The organism is Flavobacterium silvisoli, assembly GCF_004329815.1.
GTDB classification, from domain to species: Bacteria; Bacteroidota; Bacteroidia; order Flavobacteriales; family Flavobacteriaceae; genus Flavobacterium; species Flavobacterium silvisoli.
This window is the reverse complement of record NZ_SJPE01000013.1, coordinates 54,890-79,681: the sequence shown is the minus strand read 5'-3', so window position 1 is coordinate 79,681 and position 24,792 is coordinate 54,890. Positions and strand designations below refer to the sequence as shown.

Sequence of the window (24,792 nt, the reverse complement as noted above, 5' to 3'; positions counted from 1 at the left end):
ATAAAGGGCAGAACCAGAATAAGTAAGATAGGAAATGCTAAACTTAGAAATCTTCTCTTTATGTGCAGCTTTACAGCCTGTAAATGCAATAAAGCCTGTAGAGAGATTTATGAAAGAATTACAGCAAAAGGGAAGAGTAAAAAACTGGCATTAATAGCTGTTTGTAATAAGCTGTTAAGACAGGCTTTTGCCATCGCAAAATCAGGAGTCGAATACAATAAAGAGTACAGAAGCCCTATGCCTAAATTTATTTAAAAAATATCATTTTTTATTTGGTTGCAAGCACAGTTCTTTGTTAGACACAGTTTATTTTAAACAGCAATAAATTTACCATTTTTATAATCTATATCTATAATTCTAAAACTCTCAACATTGATTTTCTCTAGGTCAATTTTATTAATGAATTTCAAAACCCTCTCTTTTCCTAATATTCTGAAATTGAGAAGAATAGATTTTTTAATTTTGCCAGCATCATTATAATGAACATAAATCAAGACATCTTTACTTCTTCCCAAACCAACATTTTCGCAGCTTATTTTTACAAATTGTGAAAACTCAATTTTTTTAGGAATGAAAAAATTTGATAAAATATGTAAATAATTATCAATGTAAATAACATAATTTATCTTTTTTAAAAAAAGGATAATGAATAGTACGGCTATTATAGCCGTTGGAATACTTAAAAAAATAAAAAAGGTATATATTATAAAAAATATGAGGGTTATTAAAGCAAATAATATTAATGATGGTCTGTTATAATAAATTTTTTCTGTTGAAAGCATACTAATAAATTGTGTCTAACGTTCCGCGGCTTCGCGACAGTTGTGAAGCCAGCGAACGAATTATTTTCTGTTAAAGATAAACGTTTTTCGTGAACACGTAAAAACAAAAACCAACAATTGCGCGAAACCGCTGTTACCAGCAGTATTTTTTTTCAATTACGATTTCATTCTTCAGCTACTATTCTTCAGTAATCATCTTTACTAAACATTCTTTTAACTATTATGATTAAAAACGATGGAATTAATATAGAAATATAAAGCCATAAATCTAAATCACGATATATTTTTTCACTTCCATAATTAAAAGGATTAGCTGTAAAGTAGATTATTAGTGTCAAAAATGAAATCAAAATGAAAATTAGTATGCTTTTCGGCTGATTTAGTTTATATTTAAGATTAATGACAAAATAAACAATCAAACAAATTACAAAGCTAATCATACTATTAAGAATCATTACAAAAGGAGCCATTCCAGCTAATCCTCCAGAAAATTGTGATGTGTATATAATATAGATAATATTCGAAATTATTATTACCGGAATTGTGTACAATAAATTTTCAAAAGTTCTTTTTAGTAGCATTTTTTCTAATATTGCTGGTAACGTTTCGCGGCTTTGCGACAGTTGCGATGCCAGCGAACTGATTATTTTCTGTTAAAGATAAAAGTTTTTCGTGAACACATAAAAATAAAAACCAGCAATTGCGCAAAACCGCTGTTACCAGCAGTATCTATTTTACGTTCAACTTTATAATAGAATCTTTTGCAAATACATTTCCATTTTCATCATATTCTTTGAGTACAAAATTCAAATTTAAAGTATCGTTTTCTATCTTCATTGGCACTTTGTCAAAGTCCACATTTTCAAAATTCAATTCAGCGACCTTTCGCTCAAAAATTAGTAATTCTTTTTTAGTAAACTCATAGTCACAACATCTGCCGAGTAAACCACCAAACTTTCTGTATATTGTTATATTTTCAACCTTCTGTAAACTTTCATTTGGAGCAAAAATGAATAGAAAAATTGATCCTAATATTGCCCCAAAGATTCCGTCTATAATCCATCCAATAAAAATCAATATTGGAGAAACTAAGTATAGGGAAAAATAAATAGAAATTTTTTGAAAAGGTTTTATGGTTTTAAAAAACAACAATATTCCGGTAACATAAAATATGATTTTTAAGCCAAAGGATAACTTTCTATTAAGACTAATGTCAAAATTCATTTGACACAAGAAGTTAATAACTAGAAGAATGACTAATGCTAGATGTATTTTTAGTAAAGTCTTTTTATGCGGTTTCATGTGATATTGCTGGTAACGTTCCGGCGCTTGGCGAGGTTGCGAGCCTCGGAACCGTTTATTTTCGGTTAAATTAAAAATTTATTGCGAAATGAAAACGTGAATTTTACCGCATAATTCGCAATCTCGCCAAACGCCTGTTGTGCGTTCGGTTTTTTTAAAATTTATTTTCACTCTGTTTTTTTCGGGTTGACTTCCTTGCATAATATAGAAATTGATATAAAAACAAAACTCAAATAGATTGAAATTGGAAATCCAACTCCGTATTTATGAGCAAATATACCGTCATAAAATGGTATTAAGTATATTGTGAATATTGACATTATTGGTAATGATAGGATAACCCAAAATGCTTTCAAATTATTAGGGAAAGAAAATAATCGTCTAAGGATGAAAAAAATTAAAAGCCCATTTGCAATAATGGGAAAAACATATCCTGTCCAGTCCAATTTAGTAACAAACGAAATATAGGAACTTAGTGTTAATGAAATTACGAAAATAAACAAGCTTGAAATCAATAAATAAAATGCTGTAATGAAAAATTCAACTAATTTATTATTTGAGAAGAATAGTATTAATATGAAACTTGTTATTAATGATAAACCGGAAACGGTTAACAATCCTCGGTCATTTTTAGTGTCAATTTCGGCTGAAATAAACATCCAAGCCCATATAAGAAGCAAAGAAAAAGACAAGAATATTAAGTTTTGTCGTTTTGTAAAATATTTTATTTCAGTGCTTATTTTCATAATATTTTGGCAACTTTTGGTTTTCATCTCGCGGTAAACTGACGCACAACGTTTCGCGGCTTTACGTCTGTTGCGAGGAGCGAAGCAGCGTACTATCGGCTAAGATAAATATTATTACGGAAACAAAACGTGAATTTACCACAAAACTCGCAATGGCGTAAAACCGCTGTTATACACAGCAATTATTAAAGTAATCAAACTCCGCAATCCAATTCGACGCAAACTTTGGAACTCGGGCAAACCGAAATCTGGCAAGCAGAGAATTTTCCATAAAGCCCAAACGATTCCAAATAAAAAACTCGATAAAAAATCGAGTAGGAGAAGCATTTTTTTCGGCAAACTTTCAAAGCAAATTTCGGGAAATATTGTTGTGTATAACGGTTTGCGTGTTGCCGCAGTTGGCGATTTCGGAGCACTTCACTGTCACCCAGCACAAAAGTTTGATAGTAGCACTCAGCTTCAATATTGCACTTCACCGCCAATTGCGGCAACACGCTGTTGGCAGTAGTTTTTTTATCTTTTAATCTTTGAGGCATATAACAACTCTTCAATTGCCATTCTGTAATGCAATTTAATATTTTCAATGTCTTTCCTTTTTGCGTTATACTGTATTCTATGTGCTGAAAAATTTCCGATAATTCTAAAGCTGTCTAAAGTCTCAATTGCATCTTTTGAAAGTGTGAACGGTTTGTTGCTGCAAGTGTAGTTAATTATATAACTGAGATTTTTATAGCCATCATTTTCAGTAATTAAATTTTCTATTTGATGAGATTCATAGGAATGAATTAACAGAATCTCTAAAAGTCGTCTCATTAGAATTGCACAGCCGTCATAAATGTGATAATTGTAAGAAGCATTTATTTGCTTAGCTAAGTTTTCTATGTAGCCACGTGTTGACTTAGTTAAAATATCGGGAATAATTGAATCGTCTGTTTGAATTTCTTCATTGATTTTAATTGCAAATGAATACAAATCATTCATTGAATCAATGTATTTTCTAACTGGCACGTATGTGTCAGTTTTGGTACCCTTAGTGACATTCTTTGATGCTCTAAGGTCTCTTTTTAAGAATGTTTGATTATATTTTGGTAGTGAACATTTTGTGAAATACTCATTAATATCTTTAAGACTAATTTCTGATTCATTGATAATGTAGTTATACCAGACAAAAGCCGTAGCAAATTGAATTTTTGCAGCTTTGCTTTCAATTAAGTGTTGTACTATCTTATTAAGATTGTTCATCGATTTCTTCAGCGTCTATTGTAGTGTTTGAATCTGTCTTGGTTGTTCTAACCTTTTTTGTTCTTGGCTTACGCTTTTTAGTTGTTGTGTTGCCAGTTAAAATATTATTCGCCATTTCGCACCCATCAGGGGTAATGGATAATTCGTCTTCAGTTATAGTATTAAAAACATTCTTCTTAATAAGGCTTGTAAGATTTTGTGTCAGATTTTTTCTTCTTAAATCTGTCATTACATTGTTTTCACGGTATGAGTCAAGAATAGATTGTCTTGTGAAAGTGGATTTACCGTAATTAGAATTGTAGTATCCAATTATTACTAGTAACTCAGGTTCTGTCTTAGCTAGATTTCTAATTAGCACGTCTTTTATTGCAATAAAACTACCAGATGCTAAAAAGGTATTTGCACCATTAGGTAATTTATCTAAGTCTTTTGGCTCGGCTAATACAAGATTGTTTTGTTGATATTGGATATTTTGGCTTACAACTTCCTTTGGTTGATTCTCTGATTGAGCTATTAATCCATATTTGTCAAGCAAATATCTAATTACTCTAATTTTTGTCTTATCGTCAAGTCTTGATAATGCTCTTGAACATTTGTCAATTGCTTCTATTTCGTAATCGTCATCTAAATGTCTCATATTTTATTGTTTATCTGTTTTTAAAATTACTGCCAACGTTTCGCGGCTTTACGTCTGTTGCGAAGTAAGAAGCAGCGTACTATCGGCTAAGGTAAATATTATTACGAAAATAAAGCGTGAATTTACCACAAAACTCGCAATAGCGTAAAACCGCTGTTACCTGCAGGTTTTGTATCACCAACTTCCGTTTACTTCGAAAATTCCATTTTCCATTTTCTTTGAAGAAGTGATTACATAATTTCCAAAAGAAATAGCATCTAAGTTAGTTCTAATTTTAGGGTTTTTATCTGTTTTCCAGTAACCCATAAAACTTCCATTAAAACTTTCAGTTATAAATAGAAAATCATTTCCAATTCTTGTAATAGATTCAATTTCGTCATTTCTAATTTCTGTTTTTAAAACTTCCCAGTCACTAGTATTAATTCTATAATGAGCCAATAAACTATTTTCAGTATTAAATCTTTTGTTATTAATAATTAGTTTGCTGCTTTCAATAGAATCAAGATTTAAATCATAAATATTATATTTCATATATAATGACGCTATTATACTGGCATCTTTCGCAACAAATTTCTCTTTAAAGGAGCACGCTGTTATCAAAAGTAATATTAGTGTTAAAATTAAAATTCTCATTTACACAATCGTGTTTAAAACTTGCAGGTAACGTTTTCGGGCTTGGCGAAGGTGGCGATTTTCACCACAAATGTTGATGCGGAGAACCAAACTTTGATTGACCACAAATGTGTCTGCGGAGCACTGAACCGCCACTTTTGCCAAACCCGTGTTATAGGCTGCTCTTCTCTCCATTGTCAATGTCTGCTGTTATTTTATTGTCTTTAATTACTATGTCAACTTTGTAAATATAACCAATACTATTTGTCCCACCTATTGGCAGATATACTGTGTCCGCTTTGTCTGCACAACGTGTTACGAAATAAAAGCTTTCTGCTTCCCAATAATTTAATTTGAGTTTTGTTTTCGTGTCTGTTGTAAAATTGTCAACCACTTGCTGCTGGTCGTGATGGCAAAGAACTAATTTGTCAATTGTCAATCCTGTTTTGTTTGTAACAACAAATCTATACTGGTCTGGATATCGGTCAGCTAGTTTGTCCACTGAGTAAAAAAATATGAATGAAGCAATTGTCAAAAGAAGTCGTGTGACTTTTTGAGTTTTGGTCTGTAATGTTTTTAATGTTGTCGCAGCATAAATTATTAAACCTAAACTCGTCAGCCAGCCAAATATTTGAAAAGGTATAACAGAAAAAATGTCTATTGGTGTCTGATATGAAAGTCGCCAAAACCATAACAACACAATTGTCACTTGAGCAATAACAAGTAACTCTGTCAAACCGAATTTATGTAGTTTAGTTGTCGTCATTAGAGTAGCCTATAACTTGTAAATATATTCAGGTTTATGTAACTTTTTTAAAAAATAATACTGCAATATACAAAAAAGAGTATAAAATCTTACCAAAACTCAACCTAACAAAAAAGCCTGTCATTTGACAAGCTTTTCTAGTAAAGTTCATGATATTACTTATTCAGTAACTTTTCTAAATAAGCCACTTTATCCTTTTCAGCCTGTAACAATCGCTCATACAATTGTTTGTTCTCCTCATGCGCTTCCATTAACTTATCTAATGGGTTAAAGGTGCAATGGTTATTGAAAGTTCCCTTGCTGTCGTTTTGAAATGTGTTAAAATATGTTATCAATGATTCTTCAGTAAAGTTTTTAATGGCCTCAGCACTCACACCCAAAGCTTCCGCAATTTGAATCAATTTTTCCTCATCAACAGTCTCACTGTTTTCAATAGTAGAAATAGTCTGTTGGCTTACACCTATAGCCATGGCCAAAGCCTCTTGCTTCATATCTCTCAATTCTCTGATCCGGCTTATGTTTCGGCCTAAGTGTTTGGGTTGGGTCATTGTTTTCATGCGTAAAAATAGGCATTTAGGTTATCAATCAGCTTTAGTATCTCACTACGGTACTTGGTAATTTACCGCCGGCAACCTCAAGTGCTTCTCAGCCTAAGGAAACCATCGTTCTTACAAAAATAGCTTTTTTATAGCGGCTTAAAAATATTTTATCTCAAAAAACAAAAAATAGAGTGTGTAATTCACGAATTATACACAATTCCTAATTCTCAAAAGCTATCATCTTTCTTTCCAAACTCTTCGCTGTTTCAAACCTTGTGTTAATGTAAATAGGGGTTTACTGTCGTCTACTACAAACTTGAGGTTAGGCACATAAGCTGAGAGCTTGTTCAATTGCACAGCCATCGTTCTGTCCGGTACGCTCAACTCTATAAGGTTCCAGGTTTTTAACAACTCAAAATCAGCAGTATCAATTCTGAGTCCCAAAGCCTCAAATATAATTTTAACCTTGGCGTCATTCAAAACCTTAATTTCAGCATTCAATGCCTCCAAACTTATCATATAATCCTTTTGAATTTCTATCGTTGCCATAAATAGTGCTTAGTATTTCAAATATACAATTTTTCTTTCAATCATTAATCTCATAAAAAATAAAGAAATATCAACTTGTCTGGTCCTGTATAGCAAAGGCATGGATAAAGCATATCAACGGCATAGATAAAGCATCAATGGTGACAGTTTGCAACAAATTCAGTTCAGGGTTTTGAATCAGATGATTTCTGAAGTGTTTTTCCTTACCGTAAAGTCAAATACCAAGGACCACTGCAAACAAATTTGACTCACGTAATAAAAAACGCTACTTTTACAACCCAAACAACACTACCATGAGTCAAAAAGTATTGCTCACTTCAAAAGAAGTCAATATCATACTCCATCGTTTGGCTTGTCAGTTAATCGAAAATCACCTTGATTTTTCCAATTCTGTGCTTATAGGTATTCAGCCCCGCGGGGTTTATTTGGCACAACGATTAAAAGCATTGTTAGAAAACGACTATAACCTCAAAAATATTCCTCTGGGCTTTTTAGATATCACATTCTTCCGCGATGATTTTCGCAGAGGCGAAACGCTCGAAGCCAATAAAACGCACATCGACTTTTTAGTGGAAGATAAAAAAGTGGTTTTTATTGATGATGTCTTGTTTACCGGTAGAAGTATTCGTGCTGCGTTAACAGCCATTCAGTCTTTTGGAAGACCTTCCGAAATTGAACTTTTAGTATTAATAGACAGAAGATTCAGCCGACATCTTCCGATACAACCCGATTACAGAGGCAGACAGGTAGACGTCATCAACGATGAAAAGGTAAAAGTATGCTGGAGAGAGAAGGAAGGAGAAGATGCCGTATACTTAATATAGGATTTCAGTCAGGGTTTAATTAATAACACACAACTTACAACACAACAACAAATGTCCGAACTGTCAGTCAACCATTTACTAGGGATTAAGTACCTGCAAAAGCAAGACATCGACTTGATTTTTGAAACCGCTGATCATTTCAAAGAAGTAATCAACCGCCCGATAAAAAAAGTACCCTCGCTGCGCGACATTACTATTGCCAATATATTTTTTGAAAACAGTACACGAACGAAGCTCTCCTTCGAGTTGGCTCAAAAAAGACTCTCAGCAGATGTAATCAGTTTTTCTGCCGCGCAATCCTCAGTCAAAAAAGGAGAAACACTTATTGATACGGTAAATAATATCCTTTCTATGAAAGTAGATATGGTGGTCATGCGACATGCTCACCCGGGAGCCGCTTATTTTCTCTCCCAAAACGTAAAAGCCAGCATCATCAATGCCGGTGACGGAGCCCATGAACATCCGACTCAAGGACTGTTAGACAGTTTTTCCATCAGAGAAAGGCTGGGAACAGTAGAAGGAAAAAAAGTGGTTATTGTAGGTGATATTTTGCACTCGAGAGTAGCTTTGTCAAATATCTACGCTTTGCAAATGCAAGGTGCCGAAGTTAAGGTTTGCGGTCCCAAAACATTGATTCCGAAGCATGTTGAAAGTCTTGGTGTAACGGTTGAAACAAATTTACGCAAAGCACTGGAATGGTGTGATGTAGCAAATATGTTAAGAGTGCAAAACGAACGTATGGATGTGAATTATTTTCCTTCTACGAGGGAATATGCCCAACAGTACGGAGTAGACAAAAATCTGTTAGACTCGTTAAACAAAGAAATTGTCATTATGCATCCTGGACCAATAAACAGGGGTGTCGAAATTACTTCTGATGTGGCCGATTCACAGCAATCAGTCATCTTAGACCAAGTAGAAAACGGGGTAGCCGTTCGCATGGCAGTGATTTATCTTTTAGCTTCTAAAATACAGCAATAAAAAAGCCCCAAAATATCGGGGCTTTTTAGTTATTCTCTTTTCAAATTTCTGAGTTGTTTCAGCTTATCTTTTAAGATGGCTAATTCTTCTTTTTTGATTTCGATGTTTTTCATGACATCTTTCACCATCGGATTATCCGCTTTGGCATTGGCAAAGAATTGAATGTTATTTTCCAATTGAAAGATTTCACTCTGTACTTCATCAATTTTGCGCATGATGAATACTTTTTCATTATCCAGTTTTCGGGTGTCTGAATGAGCTAAATGATCAAGCTTATTAGCGTAACGGGCCATTTCGTTGTCTTTTTTACTGGCACTTAATTTTTCAAATAAGGCATCCAGAATTTTGTTGAATTTTCCCTCGATATGTCTGCGGGCAAATGGTACCTTACCAAAGCTTTTCCAGGTTTCGATATGAGCTTTGATGGCATCTAAATCGGCACGATGTTCTCCCGTGAGTTCAAATGATCTCATGGTTTCTAGGTAAGCCTTTTTGTTTTCAAAAGCGGCAACTTCCTCTTCATTAACTTCAGATTTTTGCTCTTTCAGCCTTTCAAAATACTCGTTGCAAGCGGCTCTGAATTCTGTCCAAAGTTTGTCTGAAACCTTTCTGGGAACATGTCCGATTGTTTTCCACTCTTCCTGAATTTGTTTCAGGAGTGGAGTAGTGGCAGCAAAATCGGTACTGTCTTTCAATTCAATGGCTCTGGCAACTAAGGCTTGCTTTTTACTTAGGTTGTCGTTTTGATCTTTCTTAATTTCTTTATAGAATGAATTCTTTGAAATATTGAAATTTCTAACGGCATTTTTAAAGGCAGTCCAAGTATCTTCATTGACTTCCGATGGTACTTTCCCGGTTGAGAAGAACTCATTGCGCAAGGCTTCAACCTTTTCAATTTGTGCCTGCCAAGCCGAATGTGAGCTTACTTTTTCATCTCCTAGGGCTTGTATTTGAGCAATTATTTCTTTTTTCTTTTCTAAATTGGCATTTTCCACCTCGCGTAGTTTTTCATATAATCCTTCGCGTTTATCGTGCATTTGCTTGGTTAATTCACTGAATCTGTTCCAAATTTCCTCACGGTGTTCTCTGGAAACTGGTCCTATTTCTTCTTTCCAAATGCGGTGTAAATCCTGTAATTCGCGGAATGCTTTGTTGATATCTTCTTCTTTCAGCAATTCTTCTACACGCTCAATGATTTTTAGCTTTTGTACCAAATTGTGTTTGAAATCCAAATCGCGGATTTCGCGATCTAAATGAAGAATATCATAAAAATTTTCTAAGTGAAAATGGTAATTGTTCCAAACGTGATTGTAGCGGTCTTTAGGAATTGGGCCAGCTACTTTCCAACGATCTCTGATGTCATTGAATTTCTTTAATGTCACAGGAATGCTTTCCTGACTGTGAACCAGGTTTTTCAACTCTTCCACTATAGCCAAACGGTTTTCCAAATTGGCTTTCAGGTTATTTTGCAGACTTTGGAAATGGCTATTTTTCTTTTCTCTGTATTGCGTATATAATTGATCAAATTTTACTTTCAACGGAAAGTGATAATGGAAATCTTCTGTAGTGTCAGGATTTTCGGCATGAAACTCTTCTTTTTTCTCGTCAATAAAATGATGGTATTTTGATAAGAAAGCTTTTTTCAATTCTTCGACATGGTCTTTTACCGACATTACTTTTTCAACCATCACCAGCTTAGAGAGTTCATCAACCAATTGCTCCATTGACAAGGCTTCGTAATCCAACATCGGAATGTCATGACGGTCTTTGAGTGACTCATCTTCGCTTTCTTCAGCGTTTACTTCATTAATAGCCGAAATAGCGGCTTGATTTTCGTTCTCAACAGGAAGAGAAACTGCTTCGTCATCTTCTGTTGTTTCTTCTTCGGCGGCTTCATTTACCGGAATTTCGACAGTTTCTTCAACCAGCGCTTCTTTTTCCGCTGCTAATTCAATCTCATCTTCGGTAAGAACTTTGGTCAGAGCGGGAGCTTCTTCCTCTGAGTTTACCGGTTGTTCTGCTTCTTGCAGAGGTGCATTTTCTGCTAATTCTTCATTAGCAATTTCTTGATTTTCAGTCGCAGTCACTTCCTGTGATTCACTGATTACGTTTCCATCTGCATTTTGCAGGTTATCATTCTTTTCTTCTAACATTTTATGAAATGTATTGAGGGTTACACAATTTGAAGGCGAAAGATAGTAAAGTAGTACTTAAAATTCAAAGGATTTCACAGTTTTCTCTTCTTTTAAAGCGTTGTTTTCGATTAAAAACAAAAAACGCTGTTGAATCTCAACAGCGTTTCTTTATACTTTTAAAGATAGGATATTACTAGTTTACCAAAACTTTTTTAGTTAATGATTCGCCATTTCCTGATAATTTCAAGAAATAAAACCCATTAGGCAGGTTAGTTATCGTAAAGGTATTGTCTTGGAATTCAGGGTTTTTAATTTGCTGAATTATTTGTCCGTTGATGGTAATCAATTCAATGCTGTCAACTGTGGTTTCACAGCTTATGGTTACAGTTCCGTTATTTGTAGGATTTGGATATACTTTTACAGAATTAGTCAAACTGAAGTTTTGATTATTTAAAGCGGCACAAGCAGCTCCCCAAATCTGACATACATATTCCGGATGGTCAATAAACGGGTTTCTGTTGTTTTGTCGGGCATAAATGGCATTATTTCTTGCAATTTCTTTAGCACTCACCGGATCTTGATTATTCCAAGTCAATAGAATATTAAGGAAAGTATTTGAAAAACTATGATTGCTGGTTCCGTCAAACATTGCTTTTACTGTGGATGAAGAAGAATAGAAAGTAGTCAGTTGATCTTCATATCGCGTTACAAAGTAAAATAATAAACGGGCAATATCACCTTTATATTGATCTACAGGTTCGAAAACAGTAGAAGAATAACCGGCAGAATATCCTGAGTTTAAATTAGGTCCTAATTTAGAACCGTTGGTAGAGGTCCAAGTCGGATTTTGTACAACACCGTATGGGTAATCATCTCTTTTTGCATTAACAACTTTATCTGCAGGCAGTACAAAATGAGCATCAGAATACATTGGCTGAACACCATTTCCGAAGTAACTCTGTGGTATGGTGTGTTCTCTGTTAAACAAAGCACATTCTCCGCTGGGGTTTGTGCCGTTATCCTGATTACCGCCGTTGGCCACTGTACCAAAGATAAAAGGACAATCAGAATACATATCCCAAACAGTTCCATTGCTTCTTACATCAGAAGTTTGATAGGTAGTATACAACCCGTTGTACCCTTGGTCAAAATGATTTTTAATAATATTGAATAACTGCGTTTTTAGTACATAGCCGGTTCCTGTGGCGCCGTTGTAATAACCATTGGGTATTGAAGCGGTGGCGTTAGTGTTTTTAGACTCTTGTTGTGCAAAACTAAGTAGCGTTACACTGAGTAATAATAAGGTTAAGCTTTTTTTCATTTTCTTTTTATAATTCTTTTTTGCGTTCTAATAATGCCATGTAAAAACCATCAAATCCACTTTCTTGGGCAAGAATTTTAGAATCTTTTACAAAGGTAAATTTTTTACCGGTCTCGGTAGTTAAAAAATGTTTTATTTGTTCCTGATTTTCAGAGGGTAACACCGAACAAGTAGCATAAACCAACTTGCCGCCCGGTTTAACTATTTTAGAATAATTCTCTAAAACTTCAGCTTGTACTTTACGGATATTATCAATGAATTCCGGTTGCAATTTCCACTTGGTATCGGGGTTTCTTTTCAAAACACCCAAACCGCTGCATGGCGCATCAATCAAGACTCTGTCTGCTTTTTCGTGAAGCTTTTTGATGACTTTAGTAGAGTCGATGATGCGGTACTCAATGTTGAAAGCCCCGTTTCTTTTGGCTCTCAGTTTTAATTGTTTGAGCTTGCTTTCGTACAAATCCATGGCGATTAGTTGCCCTTTATTTTGCATTAACGAAGCCATGTGTAGTGTTTTTCCTCCTGCTCCGGCACAAGTATCAACAACTCTCATGCCCGGTTGGACATCTAAGAAAGCAGCTACTAATTGTGAGGAGGCATCCTGAACCTCAAATAAACCTTCCTTGAAAGCGTCAGTAAGAAAAACATTAGCTCTTTCTTTTAAAACCAAAGCATCGGGTTGGTCTTTCAAAAATTCAGTTTCAATATTTAAATCCATCAAAATAGCGCGTAGCTTTTCTTTGGTGGTTTTTAGTGTATTGACACGGAGAATAACTTGTGCCTGTCTATTTTGAGCGGCAATTTCTTTGGTCCAAACGTCTTCTCCTAATTCTTTTACCCCCAATTCATCCATCCAATCGGGAATAGATTCACGATACTTTCTGATTTTGGATAATTCATCAAATCGGCCCTTGATTTTGCGTTCCGGGGTTCCTTCTAACTGTCTCCAATCCGGAATCGGATAGCCTCTTAAGACTGCCCAAACAGCAAATATTCGCCATAATTGATCGCGATCAAAAGGTTCCTTAACACCGGCAATTTCCATATACAATCTTTTCCAGCGAACAATTTCATAAATGGTTTCGGCTACGAATTTGCGGTCAGAACTTCCCCAGCGTTTATCTTTCTTTAAGGCTCGGGCTACTACTTTGTCTGCATATTCACCCTCGTTGAAGATGGCATTTAAAGAGTCGATGGTGGTGTAAACTAAATTTCGATGTAATCGCATGGTGTAAAAAAATCAGCCCGCAAAGATATTGCAATTTTGCAGATAAAAAAGAAGTATTCTTTAAAACCTTCTTAAAAAAGGCAGTAAAGAATACTTTGTATGAAGTTGATGGTTAATATTTTGAGTAGATGCGCTTCATGTCTATGATTTCAGGGGCATGAATCACCAATGGGAACTGTTCTATTTTAACAGAACTACTGTCTAAACCAAATCCTTTTTCTTCGGACAAACTGAATTTTTTCATGAAGAAATAGGAGTACATCACAATTTTTTCAAAGAAATTCAAATCGCTGTCGTTGGATAAAAATTTCTCAGATAATACAAATTTGAAATCACCAATAATATTATTTTTATTCAAAGATTCATAACGACTGGTAATGTCAACCTCACCATTTTTTACCATGTCTTTGATTACTTCTTTGAACATTAAATTGATTTTGGTGGGTTCGCGGAATCCCAGGTAAAAATCAATTCTGTACAAGTCATCTTTAATAATTTCATTTACCTTGAATTCTTTACGGTAAGGTTCGCTTAGAATGTTTACGTGAATTAACCAATATATATCGGCTCGTTTTGGTCTTTTTTGAAGAATAGAGTACATTACTTTTTCTTCTATTTCATCCACGCGATTCGAATTGGTCATGTATACTAAGTGAGTGGCATATTTTGGTATGGAAAGATCCAAACTCAATTCAGCCAATACCTTTTTATAATTATCAATTTTGACCATTTTAGTGTAGTTCTTGCTGATCTTTTTAGCCATATACCACACAGTCATAATACCGATTAAGATACAGGCAATGAACAAAGTCACATAACCACCGTGCGGAAATTTATCTAAATTAGCAATGAGAAAACTAAACTCTATAGCCAAGTATAAGGTAATTATTGCCCCGATGATGTACCAAGAGACGCGTTTCATTATTAAATAATAATTCAGCAAAATGGTGGTCATAATCATACACAATACAATTGCCAGTCCATAAGCGGCTTCCATATTTCCGGATTCTTCGAAGTGTAACACAATACCGATACAGCCTAATAAAAGTAACCAGTTGATAGAAGGAATATACAACTGACCTTTCAAATCGGTTGGGTATTTGATTTTTACTTTTGGCCAGAAATTCAGTCTCATAGCTTCATTTATCAGCGTAAACGAACCACTGATTAAGGCTTGAGATGCAATTACTGCAGCGCTAGTGGCAATTACGATACCGATAGGTTGGAACCAATTTTCCATAATTAAGTAGAATGGATTTGCATTCTTTCCGCCCAAATTGAACAAAGTATCACCTTGATGTTTAATTAAATAGGCACCTTGTCCGAAATAGTTTAAAACCAGTGTGGTTTTTACAAAAATCCAACTGATACGGATATTTTTTCTTCCACAATGCCCCATGTCTGAATACAATGCCTCAGCTCCCGTGGTACACAAGAAAACAAACCCTAAAACATAAAAACCGTCGGGATGAATACGCAGTAGTTCGTAGGCATAGTAAGGATTAATTGCTTTGAATACAGAAAGATTGCCTCCAATTTGAATGATTCCCAATATGCCTAGCATACTGAACCAAATCAACATCATAGGAGCAAAAAACTTTCCAACTAATTTGGTTCCGAATTGTTGTATGGTAAACAGCATAACTAAAATAGCTATGACAATAGGCACCGTATTCAAAGATGGATAAAATGTTTTTATTCCTTCTATAGCCGAAGAAACGGAAATAGGAGGTGTAATGATTCCATCAGCTAAGAGTGCACTTCCTCCTATGATTGCAGGAGCAATAAGCCATTTTATTTTTGTTCTTTTGACCAGAGCATACAAAGCAAAAATACCTCCTTCACCATGATTATCAGCGCTTAAAGTGATAAGCACATATTTTAGGGTGGTTTGTAAGGTCAGTGTCCAAAAAATACAGGATAATCCACCAAGAATGATATCCGGATTGATGACATGGTTCAGTCCAATTATGGCTTTCATTACGTAAAGTGGGGAAGTCCCAATGTCACCATAAATAATTCCTAATGTAACAAGTAATCCGCCTATGGTAAGTTTGCTGTGAAGCTGATGATTATGAGCACTCATAAATGAATATTAAAGGGGTACAAATGTACTGTTTTTTTTAAATAATTTTTTTTTACCTTTTTTATCTTTAGAAATGCAAAGATGAAAAAAAACACCACAATTTGTGGTGTTTTTTATAATGAATATGGCTCAGTATTTTTCTTAGCTTAACCTCTGCGGTTTCCTCCGTTATTTCCTCTGGTGACTCCCTGATTTCCAAAGCCTGAATTTCCTCTCTGACTTGAAAACTCTCTGTTCGATGCATTACTTTGCGGAGAATAATTTCTGTTATTACCCATTTGTGAACCATTATTTCTTGGCGATTCAAAACTTCTGTTGTTTCCTCTAGGTGTTGAAACATCAGGTGTTACATTTCTTTCATTTGAATAAACTCTTGGAGATGATTGTTGCGTCATAACTGTTCTGGGTGATTCTGTAACTTGACTGTTGTTTCTGTTTGATTCTAATACACGAGGCGAGTTACTTCTTGGGTCTGAATTGGTTCTCGGAGATTCGCTGACAGAACTATTGCCTCTGGTAGTATTTCCTCTTTGTTCCAAATTTCTTGGTGAATCATAATTCCTTGTTTCTCTTCCCGAATTCATAACCATCTCATTTCGGGTACCAACAGTTCTAATATTTCTGGTTTTATCCAATTCATATCGGTTGGCATAACTGGTGTTTCGGTGTTCGAATGAACGATTAGGATAACGGGTTTCATATGCATTTCCTCGTCTTCCTCGATAAGAATTGTAGGCTACTTCACATCTTCTGTAATTTACATAATTGTAGTAATGGTGATGGTTTATGCAAACACCTATATGGCTTCGGTATCTGAAGATAGGGTAAGGAGACCAGGCATAATAATAGGCTGGATAGTAACCCCAATACCAAGAAGAATAATAAGGGCGATAATTGCCAACCCAGAAGGAAGCATAAATTACCGGGGTAGAAACATATACCGGCTCATAAATATAATTAGCTCCATACATATACACATCGCCCACAACCTGAATCTGAACTTTGTTGTTTCTGTCTTTTTGAACTTCAACAGTAGCCACGTCTTGGTAGGTATCTCGACCCAGTACAGATTGAATTACAATGATATGAGCATTTCCTTCAACAGTTTCAATCACACGCAAATAGTCTACTTGATTGTCTTCGTTTAGGTCAAGGTTTGAAATTTGCATTTTCGGATCATTTAGTCTTCTTTCAAAATCAGCTAAATTTTCTGAATCTCCAAATATTGAAGCAACCGCTCTCAAATCTAAGTTATCACTAATTTCGGAACTGTTTGCAGTTACCGTAGTTCTGTCTTGAGCAAAAACGCTGGTAATACTCAATAATGACAATATCGAAAAAGATAAAATTGTAGTTTTCATAATTTAAGTTTTTTATTTGAATAGTTTTGTAACCGAACAACCAATTACTGTGCCATAGGATTTTTTCGAAATCTTTTTAACTAAATCTTAACTAGGTCTAAATTTGTATATTCGCTTATATTTCAAGCCTTCACAATGAAAAATAACTTTTTAAGTTTACTGCTTTTTTTCTTGCTCATTCCCAACAATGGGAGTTCACAAACTGATTATTGGGTTACAATTGATACAGTTTTGAACAAAAATATCAGCATCAGAGCGATACTTGTAGATGGAGATAAGTTATGGTATGCCGGCAATACTAATCAATTGGGATATTATAATTTTAAAACGGGAGAACTGTGCGAAAAGTTAGTTGAGAGTGATTCACTGAAATTGGAATTCAGGAGTATTGCTCAAAATTCAAAATCAATTTTTATGGCCAATATTGGCAACCCGGCTTTTGTTTTTAAAGTTGATAAATCTAACATGAACATCGCTAAAGTATATACCGAAAACCATGAAAAAGTTTTTTACGACAGCATGCAGTTTTGGAATGAATCAGAAGGTATCACTGTTGGAGATCCAACCGATGAATGCTTGTCGGTTATAATTACTCGTGACGGAGGTTCTTCATGGAAAAAAATAACATGTGCCAATTTGCCTAAAGTAGCAGATGGTGAAGCAGCTTTCGCCGCCAGTAACACAAACATTTGTATAAAAGGAACTAAGACATGGATTGTTTCCGGAGGTATGAAGTCGAGAATTTTTTATTCGGAAGACAAAGGTCAGACTTGGAGTGTTACAGATACGCCAATAGTTCAGGGACAAACCATGACAGGGATTTTTACAACCGATTTCTACAATGAAAAAACAGGAATAATTGCCGGTGGAAATTATGAACAACCTGAGCAAAATTTCCAGAATAAAGCAATGACCCACGATGGTGGAAAATCCTGGAAATTGGTTGCTGATAACAAGGAATTCGGATATGCTTCGTGTATACAATTTGTGCCTAAATCCAAAGGAAATAAAATAGTTTCGGTGGGAGCAAGCGGGTTGCATTATTCAACAGACGGAGGTAACTCTTGGCAACAATTGATTCAGGACAAAAACTTGTTTACGATTCGCTTTGTTGATGAACACACTGCTTTTGTAGCCGGTAAGAATAAAATTATCCGAATTATATTCAAAAAATAAGAGAGCTTACAGCTCTCTTTCAATTATCGTCCTAGTTTTTTGTCACGGTATTGTTGCAGTAATTTTCGATTGAAGTTTTCTTCTGCTTTTTTAAGTTTCAAAATTTTTATTGGCGAAATAACTCCTTTCAAACTGTTGATGAACTTCTTCTTGGCCTGGTATAAATCATCTTCCATGGCTTCCATTTGATTGAGCATCGCAGAGGCATCTTTTTCGGTTAATTTATAAAAAGAGTCATCATCCATGCGGTTGATGTAGGCTTTGAGTTTCTGTTTTTTAATTTCTTGTTGTTTGTCTTCAAAAGCATTGAAAAGAGGCCAGAACTTTGCTGCTTCGTCAGGAGTTAAAGCTAATTCATCAGTAATAAAAGCTACTTTAAGAGCTTTTATCTGTTCTCTTTTTTCCCGAAGACGACCATTCTGCGCTACGGCATTTATAGAAATTAAAACTGTAAGTAAAGCTAGTATTTTATTGATTTTCATAATATTTAATCTAAAATGTATTGTTCTAAATTTGAATTATTCTCTAAGACTTCCTCAATGTCTTTGTCTTGAAGTTTGAAATCGATTTTCATTTTTTCCAAATCTTCTTTATCCAATGAGTTGAGAATTTCGTCTTCTGTAATCGAAGCATTATTGGCTAAATAATCTTCTAAGACTGTTACATCGGCCAAGTCCTGTTTTAAAGTATATTGATGATATAAAGAAATCGACAGTCCTAAAACAACGACTGCAGCCGCTGCATAATACCATGTTTTTCTGAAACTGAAAACACCTACGAACTTCGATTCTTGTTTGGGTAACTGTTCTAAAACTTTAGTTGAAAATGAATCGAAATAGCCATCAGGGACCTTGAATCCTGTTGTTATCTTAGGGTTAGTATTTAAATTAAAATCGTTCATGGCTCTTTGACAAATCTTTGATAAAAAGGTTTAATTATTTTTCATATAATCTTCAATCTTTTTTGCAGCATGGTGATAAGAGGCTTTCAACGCTCCAACCGAAGTCCCCAAAATTTCAGACATATCTTCGTACTTTATTTCCTGATAGTATCTCATTTTAAAAACGAGTTGTTGCTTTTCGGGCAATAAAGCAATAGCTTTTTGCAGTTTAAGCTGAATTTCATTTCCGTCAAAAAAAACATCCGCCTTTAAATTATCAACTATTTTGCTTTGTAAAGCTTCACTGGTAGTCCCGTTACGTTTGGCTTTTTGATTGATGAATGTTATGGACTCATTGGTTGCTATGCGATACATCCAGGAAAAAAGCTTACTGTCACCTTTGAAATCTTTCAGGTATTGAAATACTTTTACGAAAGTATTCTGCAAAACATCGTCAGCATCATCATGATTCAAAACTATAGACCGGATGTGATAATACAACGGCCGTTGATAATCGTGCAAGAGCTTTTGAAACGCTTGGTTCTGCGTTTTCGGATTTAATAAATCTTTGATAAAATCCTTTTCTTCCTGCAAAGTAAAAATTTAAGCGTTGGAATAAATATAACTGAAAAGGTTTAATCTCTTCTTTTAAATTATGGGGTTTCTGTGGTTGGCTCAGTACTTTTTACTACCGGTGTAACGGGTATAGTTGCCGGGATTGCCGATTCAGCTTTTGGAAAAACGGGGATATATATTTCGGTTATCCACTTTGATGGTTGTTTTATGTCATCTATCGTTTTTACATAAACTTCGGTATATTTTCCGGCGAGGTTCTCGGTTAGGCCATTATCTTTTATGTATTTTTTTGCCTTAGACCATGCTTCCTGAGTATGTGAATAATCACCTACTAATGTGGTTTTAAGACAAGTAAAAGGAATAATTTCTGCTGAACTCACATCGCTCTCCGGGGTTACGAATATTTGCTCTCTTGTTGGGATACAGACTGAAAAAGTAACAAAATCATTAGCTGCATCATAACGGTCGTATTGGATGTATGGTTTGCCGGCCATCACCAACTTATTCTTCTTGAAAAAATGAACCATCCCCGACATCACAATCTTAATGTTTTTGGGTAAACTCTTTATTTTACAGGATATTTTCTGTTGCAAACAAAATCCCGAGTTACGCTGCACAATTCCATTCACTTTGATGGAATAGGTTTTCATCTCGTAATCAAGTGTTTTGTCGAGATTACGCAAACTTTTTTCAAATGTATCAGTCAGTAAATTTGATATGCCTCCTTTAAAAAAAGTGGTGATTTTGGTAAAAATATCAAGCTTTCCTTTGCCGTAAAGCGTTACTTTGGTTCCGCCAACAGTGTCTTTGAAAGTCCATGAGATATTGGCAGAGCTGCCGTTGCAACTTACTTTCTGCGAAAGACTGTCGTTTTCCTTCACAAAAACAGTTTTTACAGTCCCGTTATCTGACCCGTTTGTCCATGAAAAACTGGCACCTGAACCCACTGTTTTTGCAGGATAATCAAACTGAATATTGTTTTCTTTGGTCATATAAGAACCAAAAGATTCCCAGTTTTTATAATCATTAACATAATCAAAAACAGAAGATTTACGAGCTTTTACGATACTACTTTTGGTTATTTCAAAATTTCCGTTTTGGGTAGCAACATAAACCGTTACGCCTATAAATGCTAAGACAATCAGCAGGAATATGTATTTCAAAATTCTCATAAATCTCTTTTTTGTGACACAAAGTTATGAATTTAATGATAGGAAAATAGATTAGCTTTGATATTTACAGATTGTTTATATTTGTTTGTAACCAAATTCAATTGCATGAGAACCACCACCGAACTTCGAGGCATTTTATTCAGACATTTAGACGGAATTGTAACAGCTCCAACAGCCTATTCATTGTATAAAAAAGGAGTTTTGGATTATATTTTAGAAGAACAAGCAGTATCATTGTCTGCATTAACAGAAAAATTTAATGCCAATGAAGGTTATCTGAACGTGGCATTGCGGGTTTTGGCTTCTCAAGGCTGGTTAGTTCATAAAATTAATCCGTTAACAGATGAGATTATCTTTGCCACCAATGCTCAAAGCCTCATAGCGTTTTCGTTGGTTCCGATATACGAAGATGTGGTCAATTTGATGCAGTTTTCAGAGCACTTTCATCCTCGAAAGTTTGAAATCGAACCGTTTGAAATGTTGAATCATTTCTTCCGAAAGTTCAAAGACAATTATACTATTGTTTTTTCAAATGATGAAAATACACGAATGATACAACAGCAGGTTTTGTATCATATCGAAGGTAATTTGGTTGGACCAACCATTGTTATGCTGGGAATGACCGGAATGTTTCATAAGTATTTTATGGAAACTTCTTTTCGTCCGGAAGAGTTTCACAAAAATCCGGATTGTTTCAAAGAAATTTTAGATTTTTTAACGCATTTGAAATGGTTTACCAAAAAGAACGAGCATTATCAGTTTACCGAAGAAGGCTTGTTTTATGCCAAAAGAGCCACAGCATACGGAGTTACAGTTTCTTATATTCCAACCTTAAGAAAAATGGATGAATTGCTGTTCGGAAATCCTTCCATACTCAGAAATATTGGCGAGCATGAAACCGAATTGCACGTAGACAGAGAAATGAACGTTTGGGGTAGTGGAGGAGCTCATGCTGAATATTTTAAAATAGTGGATCAAATCATCATTGAATTGTTCAACCGCCCAATTGCCGAACAACCCAAAGGCGTTTTAGATATGGGATGTGGTAACGGAGCCTTTTTAGAACACATGTTTGATGTGATTGAACGCCAGACCAATCGCGGTAAAATGTTAGACGAACATCCGCTTTTCTTGGTAGGAGTTGATTATAATGAAGCCGCATTAAAGGTTACTCGTGCCAATTTAATCAAAGCCGATATTTGGGCCAAAGTTATTTGGGGTGATATCGGAAGGCCTCAACTACTGGCTGAAACTCTCAAAGAAGATTATAACATAGAACTGAGAGAATTGTTAAACGTCAGAACCTTTTTAGATCACAACCGCATTTGGGAAAACCCAAGTACAATAACGAAGGGCAGAATCAGTTCCTCTACCGGAGCTTTTGCTCACAGAGGTAAACGAATTTCCAATTCGGAAGTAGAGGATAACTTGTTGGAGCACCTTAAAAAATGGTCCCCTTTTGTTGAAAAATTCGGTTTGCTTTTAATCGAACTGCACACCATAGCTCCTGAATTGACTGCTTCAAACTTGGGAAAAACTGCCGCAACTGCTTACGATGCCACTCATGGTTTTTCGGATCAATACATTGTTGAAATAGAAGTATTGCATAAAATCGCTGCCGAAGCCGGTTTGTTTTCGGATGAAAAAGTATTTGCCAAATTTCCTAATTCCGAATTAGCAACGGTTAGTGTCAATCTTTTAAAAGGAAAATAATCTAATGTTTCATCGTTACTTTGATGACAAACAGTAGCGCAATAAAGAGAAGAAAAGCAATGAGGATTTTATAACTTCCTTTGTATACTTTGTTGTGTAAAGCTTTGTCTTTTCCGTAAGCAAAATAGGCTGCAATCACAAAAGCTATAAAAAACAAAGCGGCGAAAGTCCATTGACCGGTTGTGAACATTTATTTGAAATTTTCAACAAATTTACTCAAATGCATCGGATTGTCGTAATTTGCATTCACATAAAATTTCAGAAAAATGCAAAAACAACTCAATGCTGTAAAAGAATTCCACAACGCTTTCGGACTGGGAGTCAGTTATGAAATGAAAGGGGATTTAGGAGAACAAAAAAACCAACTTCGTTTCAATCTCATGAAAGAAGAAAATGAAGAATACTTGGAAGCTGTTCAAAACAATGATTTAATCGAGGTTGCCGATGCGCTGGGTGACATGCTTTATATTCTTTGCGGCACTATTTTAGAACACGGATTGCAACACAAAATAGAGGAAGTGTTTGATGAAATTCAACGCAGCAATATGAGCAAACTGGGGGAAGACGGGCTTCCTATTTATCGTGAAGACGGCAAAGTGATGAAAGGCCCCAATTACTTTAAACCCAGTTTTGAAACAATTTTAAAGTAAGAGCTATTTCTTATTTTCCAGATCGCTGATAATTTTTTTGATTGAGTCGACGCTGATTCTTTTGGCTCGGATGATTTTATCTTTGTCCAAAAGATAAATTACGGGAGTAGAGTATACGTCGTATTTTTCGACAGCATTGTTGTAATGGGCACCGTCATACACGTTTATCCATGGCAATTGATGCTCAGCAATGTATTTAAGGTATTTCTCTCCTTCGTGTTGCATGTAAACGCTGTATACTTTGATGTCTTTGTGTTCTTTGAGCAATTCGTCGTAAACGGTTAATAATTTTGGAATTTCTTTTTGACAATGACCGCAGTCAACATCCCAAAAAATCAGTAACGTATATGTAGCTTTTACATCGCTCAACTTGACAAACATTTTATTGACTTCATTCACATTTTTATAAAAAACATTGGTCATTTCTTCGCTGTTCTTGGCGTTTTCAAATCCCATTTGTTTCATTTTATCAAAATCCTCGGCCTTAATCATGAACAAATCCTGAGCCGGTGCTCCAATTAATAAGGGTTTTAATTTATCGGCACGTTTGATTATTCGTTCAATTACATCGTCATCATAAACTCCTTTGGCTTTGCCGGTTTTAAAATAGTTGTCTGACAGATAAACAAAAACTTTATCAAAACCCATGATTTCTGAGGTTTCATAAGTATAGGTGAAATGTGCCAGCAGTAATTTATTGAATAAACTTCCGGGCGTCGTTCTTTTCATCATTTTATCAATTTGGACACAAACTGAATCGGGTTGAATAGGAATTACCGAATCAAAATACTTCTTGATTTTTTTGAAGAAAAAAGGATTGCGTATGGTTCCTTCGTCGTGAAAATTGACAGCATCCCAGTAGTGATTTCTGTAGTAAGTAAAAGCTGCCATATCATCAGACTTAACGTCTTTGTTTTTTGGGATATTTTTTAAAACTTTTTCTAATTTGATATTGACTACATCGGCTATGTAAGTTCCTTTGTTTTTGGACAAAAAGTTTTCTTCGTAATCAGCTATGTTTTTTTCAAATTTTACCTGAACATCAGCTAAAGCCAAAGTGTCTTTTTTAGTTTGAAGCACCGTTTTTTGTTTGATTTCCTGAAAGTCCTTATTTTGTTTAGTAATAAAGCGGATGTAATCGAAAAATTCATTTTCCCGGGCTGAATTCAAAGCCTTTAGTTCTTTGAGCATATTTTCTCCTATTTCACTTGCAAGCTCTAACTTTTGGGTATCGTCATCTATAAAGAAATCAAAGAAAATAGACTTTTGCTGACTCACCAACGAATAAATTCCTTTGTCGAGTTTGCCTTTTCCTTTAAAAACAATTTTACCGTTTTTGATGCTCGTACAAGTGTCTTTTATCATGGTTTTATCCATTTGATAAAAGGTAAGGTAAGCCAGAGTGTCTTTGCAGTTTTTTAAATTAATGGTAATCTCATAATTTGTTTGAGCTGAGCCGTAGAGAGATGATAAACATAATGCAAAACCGAAAAGTAATTTTTTCATAAACACAT

General features: G+C 35.0%; 26 protein-coding genes. 6 read left to right on the top strand and 20 right to left on the bottom strand.

Annotated elements, in window-relative coordinates; genetic code table 11:
* On the top strand, window positions 1–255 hold a 255-nt coding region (locus tag EZL74_RS10795), incomplete at its 5' end, for a transposase (RefSeq protein ID WP_154669983.1).
* Window positions 256–311: 56 nt separating this feature from the next.
* Here EZL74_RS10795 and EZL74_RS10790 read toward each other — a convergent pair.
* The 9 genes from EZL74_RS10790 to EZL74_RS10745 all read right to left on the bottom strand — a co-directional run bounded on the left by EZL74_RS10790 (window position 312) and on the right by EZL74_RS10745 (window position 7,175).
* Window positions 312–782 (bottom strand): hypothetical protein, encoded by a 471-nt coding sequence (locus EZL74_RS10790; protein WP_131476625.1) that lies wholly within the window; start codon window positions 780–782, stop codon window positions 312–314.
* A 729-nt stretch (window positions 783–1,511) separates the two neighbouring features.
* Window positions 1,512–2,006, bottom strand: coding sequence for a hypothetical protein (locus EZL74_RS10785; RefSeq protein ID WP_131476624.1), 495 nt, complete (start codon window positions 2,004–2,006; stop codon window positions 1,512–1,514).
* A gap of 1,337 nt (window positions 2,007–3,343) precedes the next feature.
* Window positions 3,344–4,072, bottom strand: coding sequence for a DUF4145 domain-containing protein (locus tag EZL74_RS10775; protein ID WP_131476622.1), 729 nt, complete (start codon window positions 4,070–4,072; stop codon window positions 3,344–3,346).
* Window positions 4,059–4,709 (bottom strand): hypothetical protein, encoded by a 651-nt coding sequence (locus EZL74_RS10770; RefSeq protein ID WP_131476621.1) that lies wholly within the window; start codon window positions 4,707–4,709, stop codon window positions 4,059–4,061. Before EZL74_RS10770 ends, EZL74_RS10775 begins: the two co-directional genes overlap by 14 nt.
* A 174-nt stretch (window positions 4,710–4,883) precedes the next feature.
* Complete coding sequence (locus EZL74_RS10765) at window positions 4,884–5,342, bottom strand: hypothetical protein (protein WP_131476620.1); 459 nt, start codon at window positions 5,340–5,342, stop codon at window positions 4,884–4,886.
* Window positions 5,343–5,516, bottom strand: a complete 174-nt coding sequence (locus tag EZL74_RS13200; RefSeq protein ID WP_193553760.1) for a hypothetical protein — start codon at window positions 5,514–5,516, stop codon at window positions 5,343–5,345.
* Window positions 5,494–6,087, bottom strand: a complete 594-nt coding sequence (locus EZL74_RS10755; RefSeq protein WP_131476618.1) for a hypothetical protein — start codon at window positions 6,085–6,087, stop codon at window positions 5,494–5,496. Before EZL74_RS10755 ends, EZL74_RS13200 begins: the two co-directional genes overlap by 23 nt.
* A 155-nt stretch (window positions 6,088–6,242) precedes the next feature.
* A complete protein-coding gene (locus EZL74_RS10750) occupies window positions 6,243–6,644 on the bottom strand; it encodes a helix-turn-helix domain-containing protein (RefSeq protein WP_131476617.1) in 402 nt (133 codons plus the stop codon).
* A 219-nt stretch (window positions 6,645–6,863) separates the two neighbouring features.
* On the bottom strand, window positions 6,864–7,175 hold the full coding sequence (locus tag EZL74_RS10745) for a hypothetical protein (RefSeq protein WP_131476616.1): 312 nt from the start codon (window positions 7,173–7,175) through the stop codon (window positions 6,864–6,866).
* Window positions 7,176–7,468: 293 nt separating this feature from the next.
* Here EZL74_RS10745 and pyrR point away from each other — a divergent pair, with 293 nt between their 5' ends.
* Together pyrR and EZL74_RS10735 are read left to right on the top strand one after the other, a co-directional pair.
* On the top strand, window positions 7,469–7,999 hold the full coding sequence (gene pyrR, locus EZL74_RS10740; RefSeq protein ID WP_131476615.1) for a bifunctional pyr operon transcriptional regulator/uracil phosphoribosyltransferase PyrR: 531 nt from the start codon (window positions 7,469–7,471) through the stop codon (window positions 7,997–7,999).
* A gap of 51 nt (window positions 8,000–8,050) precedes the next feature.
* A complete protein-coding gene (locus EZL74_RS10735; RefSeq protein WP_131476614.1) occupies window positions 8,051–8,980 on the top strand; it encodes an aspartate carbamoyltransferase catalytic subunit in 930 nt (309 codons plus the stop codon).
* Window positions 8,981–9,009: 29 nt separating this feature from the next.
* Here the strand turns inward: EZL74_RS10735 and EZL74_RS10730 are convergent, their stop codons facing one another.
* From EZL74_RS10730 to EZL74_RS10710, 5 genes are all read right to left on the bottom strand, one after another.
* Window positions 9,010–11,133 carry a DUF349 domain-containing protein gene (locus EZL74_RS10730; RefSeq protein WP_131476613.1) on the bottom strand — a complete coding sequence of 708 codons (2,124 nt, stop codon included), beginning with the start codon at window positions 11,131–11,133 and terminating at the stop codon, window positions 9,010–9,012.
* A 175-nt stretch (window positions 11,134–11,308) separates the two neighbouring features.
* On the bottom strand, window positions 11,309–12,436 hold the full coding sequence (locus EZL74_RS10725; protein WP_131476612.1) for an endonuclease: 1,128 nt from the start codon (window positions 12,434–12,436) through the stop codon (window positions 11,309–11,311).
* A 7-nt stretch (window positions 12,437–12,443) separates the two neighbouring features.
* On the bottom strand, window positions 12,444–13,664 hold the full coding sequence (locus tag EZL74_RS10720; protein WP_131476611.1) for an RsmB/NOP family class I SAM-dependent RNA methyltransferase: 1,221 nt from the start codon (window positions 13,662–13,664) through the stop codon (window positions 12,444–12,446).
* 112 nt (window positions 13,665–13,776) lie between these two features.
* The gene (locus EZL74_RS10715; RefSeq protein WP_131476610.1) at window positions 13,777–15,750 is read right to left on the bottom strand and encodes a KUP/HAK/KT family potassium transporter; all 1,974 of its coding nucleotides are present in this window, start codon (window positions 15,748–15,750) and stop codon (window positions 13,777–13,779) included.
* Between the two features lie 146 nt (window positions 15,751–15,896).
* Window positions 15,897–17,111 carry a hypothetical protein gene (locus EZL74_RS10710; RefSeq protein WP_131476609.1) on the bottom strand — a complete coding sequence of 405 codons (1,215 nt, stop codon included), beginning with the start codon at window positions 17,109–17,111 and terminating at the stop codon, window positions 15,897–15,899.
* Between the two features lie 231 nt (window positions 17,112–17,342).
* Here EZL74_RS10710 and EZL74_RS10705 point away from each other — a divergent pair, with 231 nt between their 5' ends.
* Window positions 17,343–18,287, top strand: a complete 945-nt coding sequence (locus tag EZL74_RS10705; protein ID WP_240034590.1) for a sialidase family protein — start codon at window positions 17,343–17,345, stop codon at window positions 18,285–18,287.
* 23 nt (window positions 18,288–18,310) lie between these two features.
* Here EZL74_RS10705 and EZL74_RS10700 read toward each other — a convergent pair whose 3' ends face one another.
* Genes EZL74_RS10700 through EZL74_RS10685 form a run of 4 tightly spaced genes read right to left on the bottom strand, consistent with a single transcriptional unit; the run spans window position 18,311 to window position 20,915 of the window.
* On the bottom strand, window positions 18,311–18,769 hold the full coding sequence (locus EZL74_RS10700) for a sensor of ECF-type sigma factor (protein WP_131476607.1): 459 nt from the start codon (window positions 18,767–18,769) through the stop codon (window positions 18,311–18,313).
* A 5-nt stretch (window positions 18,770–18,774) separates the two neighbouring features.
* Window positions 18,775–19,188, bottom strand: a complete 414-nt coding sequence (locus EZL74_RS10695) for a hypothetical protein (RefSeq protein WP_131476606.1) — start codon at window positions 19,186–19,188, stop codon at window positions 18,775–18,777.
* A gap of 30 nt (window positions 19,189–19,218) precedes the next feature.
* Window positions 19,219–19,761: an RNA polymerase sigma factor gene (locus tag EZL74_RS10690; RefSeq protein WP_131476605.1), complete on the bottom strand. Its 543-nt coding sequence runs from the start codon at window positions 19,759–19,761 to the stop codon at window positions 19,219–19,221.
* Between the two features lie 59 nt (window positions 19,762–19,820).
* Window positions 19,821–20,915 carry a GyrI-like domain-containing protein gene (locus EZL74_RS10685; protein ID WP_131476604.1) on the bottom strand — a complete coding sequence of 365 codons (1,095 nt, stop codon included), beginning with the start codon at window positions 20,913–20,915 and terminating at the stop codon, window positions 19,821–19,823.
* Between the two features lie 105 nt (window positions 20,916–21,020).
* Here EZL74_RS10685 and EZL74_RS10680 point away from each other — a divergent pair, with 105 nt between their 5' ends.
* Complete coding sequence (locus tag EZL74_RS10680) at window positions 21,021–22,628, top strand: class I SAM-dependent methyltransferase (protein WP_131476603.1); 1,608 nt, start codon at window positions 21,021–21,023, stop codon at window positions 22,626–22,628.
* A gap of 1 nt (window position 22,629) precedes the next feature.
* Here the strand turns inward: EZL74_RS10680 and EZL74_RS10675 are convergent, their stop codons facing one another.
* On the bottom strand, window positions 22,630–22,818 hold the full coding sequence (locus EZL74_RS10675) for a hypothetical protein (protein ID WP_131476602.1): 189 nt from the start codon (window positions 22,816–22,818) through the stop codon (window positions 22,630–22,632).
* 76 nt (window positions 22,819–22,894) lie between these two features.
* Here EZL74_RS10675 and EZL74_RS10670 point away from each other — a divergent pair, with 76 nt between their 5' ends.
* Complete coding sequence (locus tag EZL74_RS10670) at window positions 22,895–23,278, top strand: pyrophosphohydrolase domain-containing protein (RefSeq protein ID WP_131476601.1); 384 nt, start codon at window positions 22,895–22,897, stop codon at window positions 23,276–23,278.
* Window positions 23,279–23,281: 3 nt separating this feature from the next.
* Here EZL74_RS10670 and EZL74_RS10665 read toward each other — a convergent pair whose 3' ends face one another.
* A complete protein-coding gene (locus EZL74_RS10665; protein ID WP_131476600.1) occupies window positions 23,282–24,784 on the bottom strand; it encodes a thioredoxin-like domain-containing protein in 1,503 nt (500 codons plus the stop codon).
* Window positions 24,785–24,792 lie beyond the last annotated feature (8 nt).

Excerpts from the sequence above, each read along its gene's own strand:
- EZL74_RS10790 (WP_131476625.1), bottom strand. The coding sequence starts at position 782 with ATGCTTTCAACAGAAAAAATTTATTATAACAGACCATCATTAATATTA.
- EZL74_RS10785 (WP_131476624.1), bottom strand. The coding sequence starts at position 2,006 with ATGAATTTTGACATTAGTCTTAATAGAAAGTTATCCTTTGGCTTAAAA.
- EZL74_RS10775 (WP_131476622.1), bottom strand. The coding sequence starts at position 4,072 with ATGAACAATCTTAATAAGATAGTACAACACTTAATTGAAAGCAAAGCT.
- EZL74_RS10770 (WP_131476621.1), bottom strand. The coding sequence starts at position 4,709 with ATGAGACATTTAGATGACGATTACGAAATAGAAGCAATTGACAAATGT.
- EZL74_RS10765 (WP_131476620.1), bottom strand. The coding sequence starts at position 5,342 with ATGAGAATTTTAATTTTAACACTAATATTACTTTTGATAACAGCGTGC.
- EZL74_RS13200 (WP_193553760.1), bottom strand. The coding sequence starts at position 5,516 with ATGGAGAGAAGAGCAGCCTATAACACGGGTTTGGCAAAAGTGGCGGTT.
- EZL74_RS10755 (WP_131476618.1), bottom strand. The coding sequence starts at position 6,087 with ATGACGACAACTAAACTACATAAATTCGGTTTGACAGAGTTACTTGTT.
- EZL74_RS10750 (WP_131476617.1), bottom strand. The coding sequence starts at position 6,644 with ATGAAAACAATGACCCAACCCAAACACTTAGGCCGAAACATAAGCCGG.
- EZL74_RS10745 (WP_131476616.1), bottom strand. The coding sequence starts at position 7,175 with ATGGCAACGATAGAAATTCAAAAGGATTATATGATAAGTTTGGAGGCA.
- pyrR (WP_131476615.1), top strand. The coding sequence starts at position 7,469 with ATGAGTCAAAAAGTATTGCTCACTTCAAAAGAAGTCAATATCATACTC.
- EZL74_RS10735 (WP_131476614.1), top strand. The coding sequence starts at position 8,051 with ATGTCCGAACTGTCAGTCAACCATTTACTAGGGATTAAGTACCTGCAA.
- EZL74_RS10730 (WP_131476613.1), bottom strand. The coding sequence starts at position 11,133 with ATGTTAGAAGAAAAGAATGATAACCTGCAAAATGCAGATGGAAACGTA.
- EZL74_RS10725 (WP_131476612.1), bottom strand. The coding sequence starts at position 12,436 with ATGAAAAAAAGCTTAACCTTATTATTACTCAGTGTAACGCTACTTAGT.
- EZL74_RS10720 (WP_131476611.1), bottom strand. The coding sequence starts at position 13,664 with ATGCGATTACATCGAAATTTAGTTTACACCACCATCGACTCTTTAAAT.
- EZL74_RS10715 (WP_131476610.1), bottom strand. The coding sequence starts at position 15,750 with ATGAGTGCTCATAATCATCAGCTTCACAGCAAACTTACCATAGGCGGA.
- EZL74_RS10710 (WP_131476609.1), bottom strand. The coding sequence starts at position 17,111 with ATGAAAACTACAATTTTATCTTTTTCGATATTGTCATTATTGAGTATT.
- EZL74_RS10700 (WP_131476607.1), bottom strand. The coding sequence starts at position 18,769 with ATGAAAATCAATAAAATACTAGCTTTACTTACAGTTTTAATTTCTATA.
- EZL74_RS10695 (WP_131476606.1), bottom strand. The coding sequence starts at position 19,188 with ATGAACGATTTTAATTTAAATACTAACCCTAAGATAACAACAGGATTC.
- EZL74_RS10685 (WP_131476604.1), bottom strand. The coding sequence starts at position 20,915 with ATGAGAATTTTGAAATACATATTCCTGCTGATTGTCTTAGCATTTATA.
- EZL74_RS10680 (WP_131476603.1), top strand. The coding sequence starts at position 21,021 with ATGAGAACCACCACCGAACTTCGAGGCATTTTATTCAGACATTTAGAC.
- EZL74_RS10675 (WP_131476602.1), bottom strand. The coding sequence starts at position 22,818 with ATGTTCACAACCGGTCAATGGACTTTCGCCGCTTTGTTTTTTATAGCT.
- EZL74_RS10670 (WP_131476601.1), top strand. The coding sequence starts at position 22,895 with ATGCAAAAACAACTCAATGCTGTAAAAGAATTCCACAACGCTTTCGGA.
- EZL74_RS10665 (WP_131476600.1), bottom strand. The coding sequence starts at position 24,784 with ATGAAAAAATTACTTTTCGGTTTTGCATTATGTTTATCATCTCTCTAC.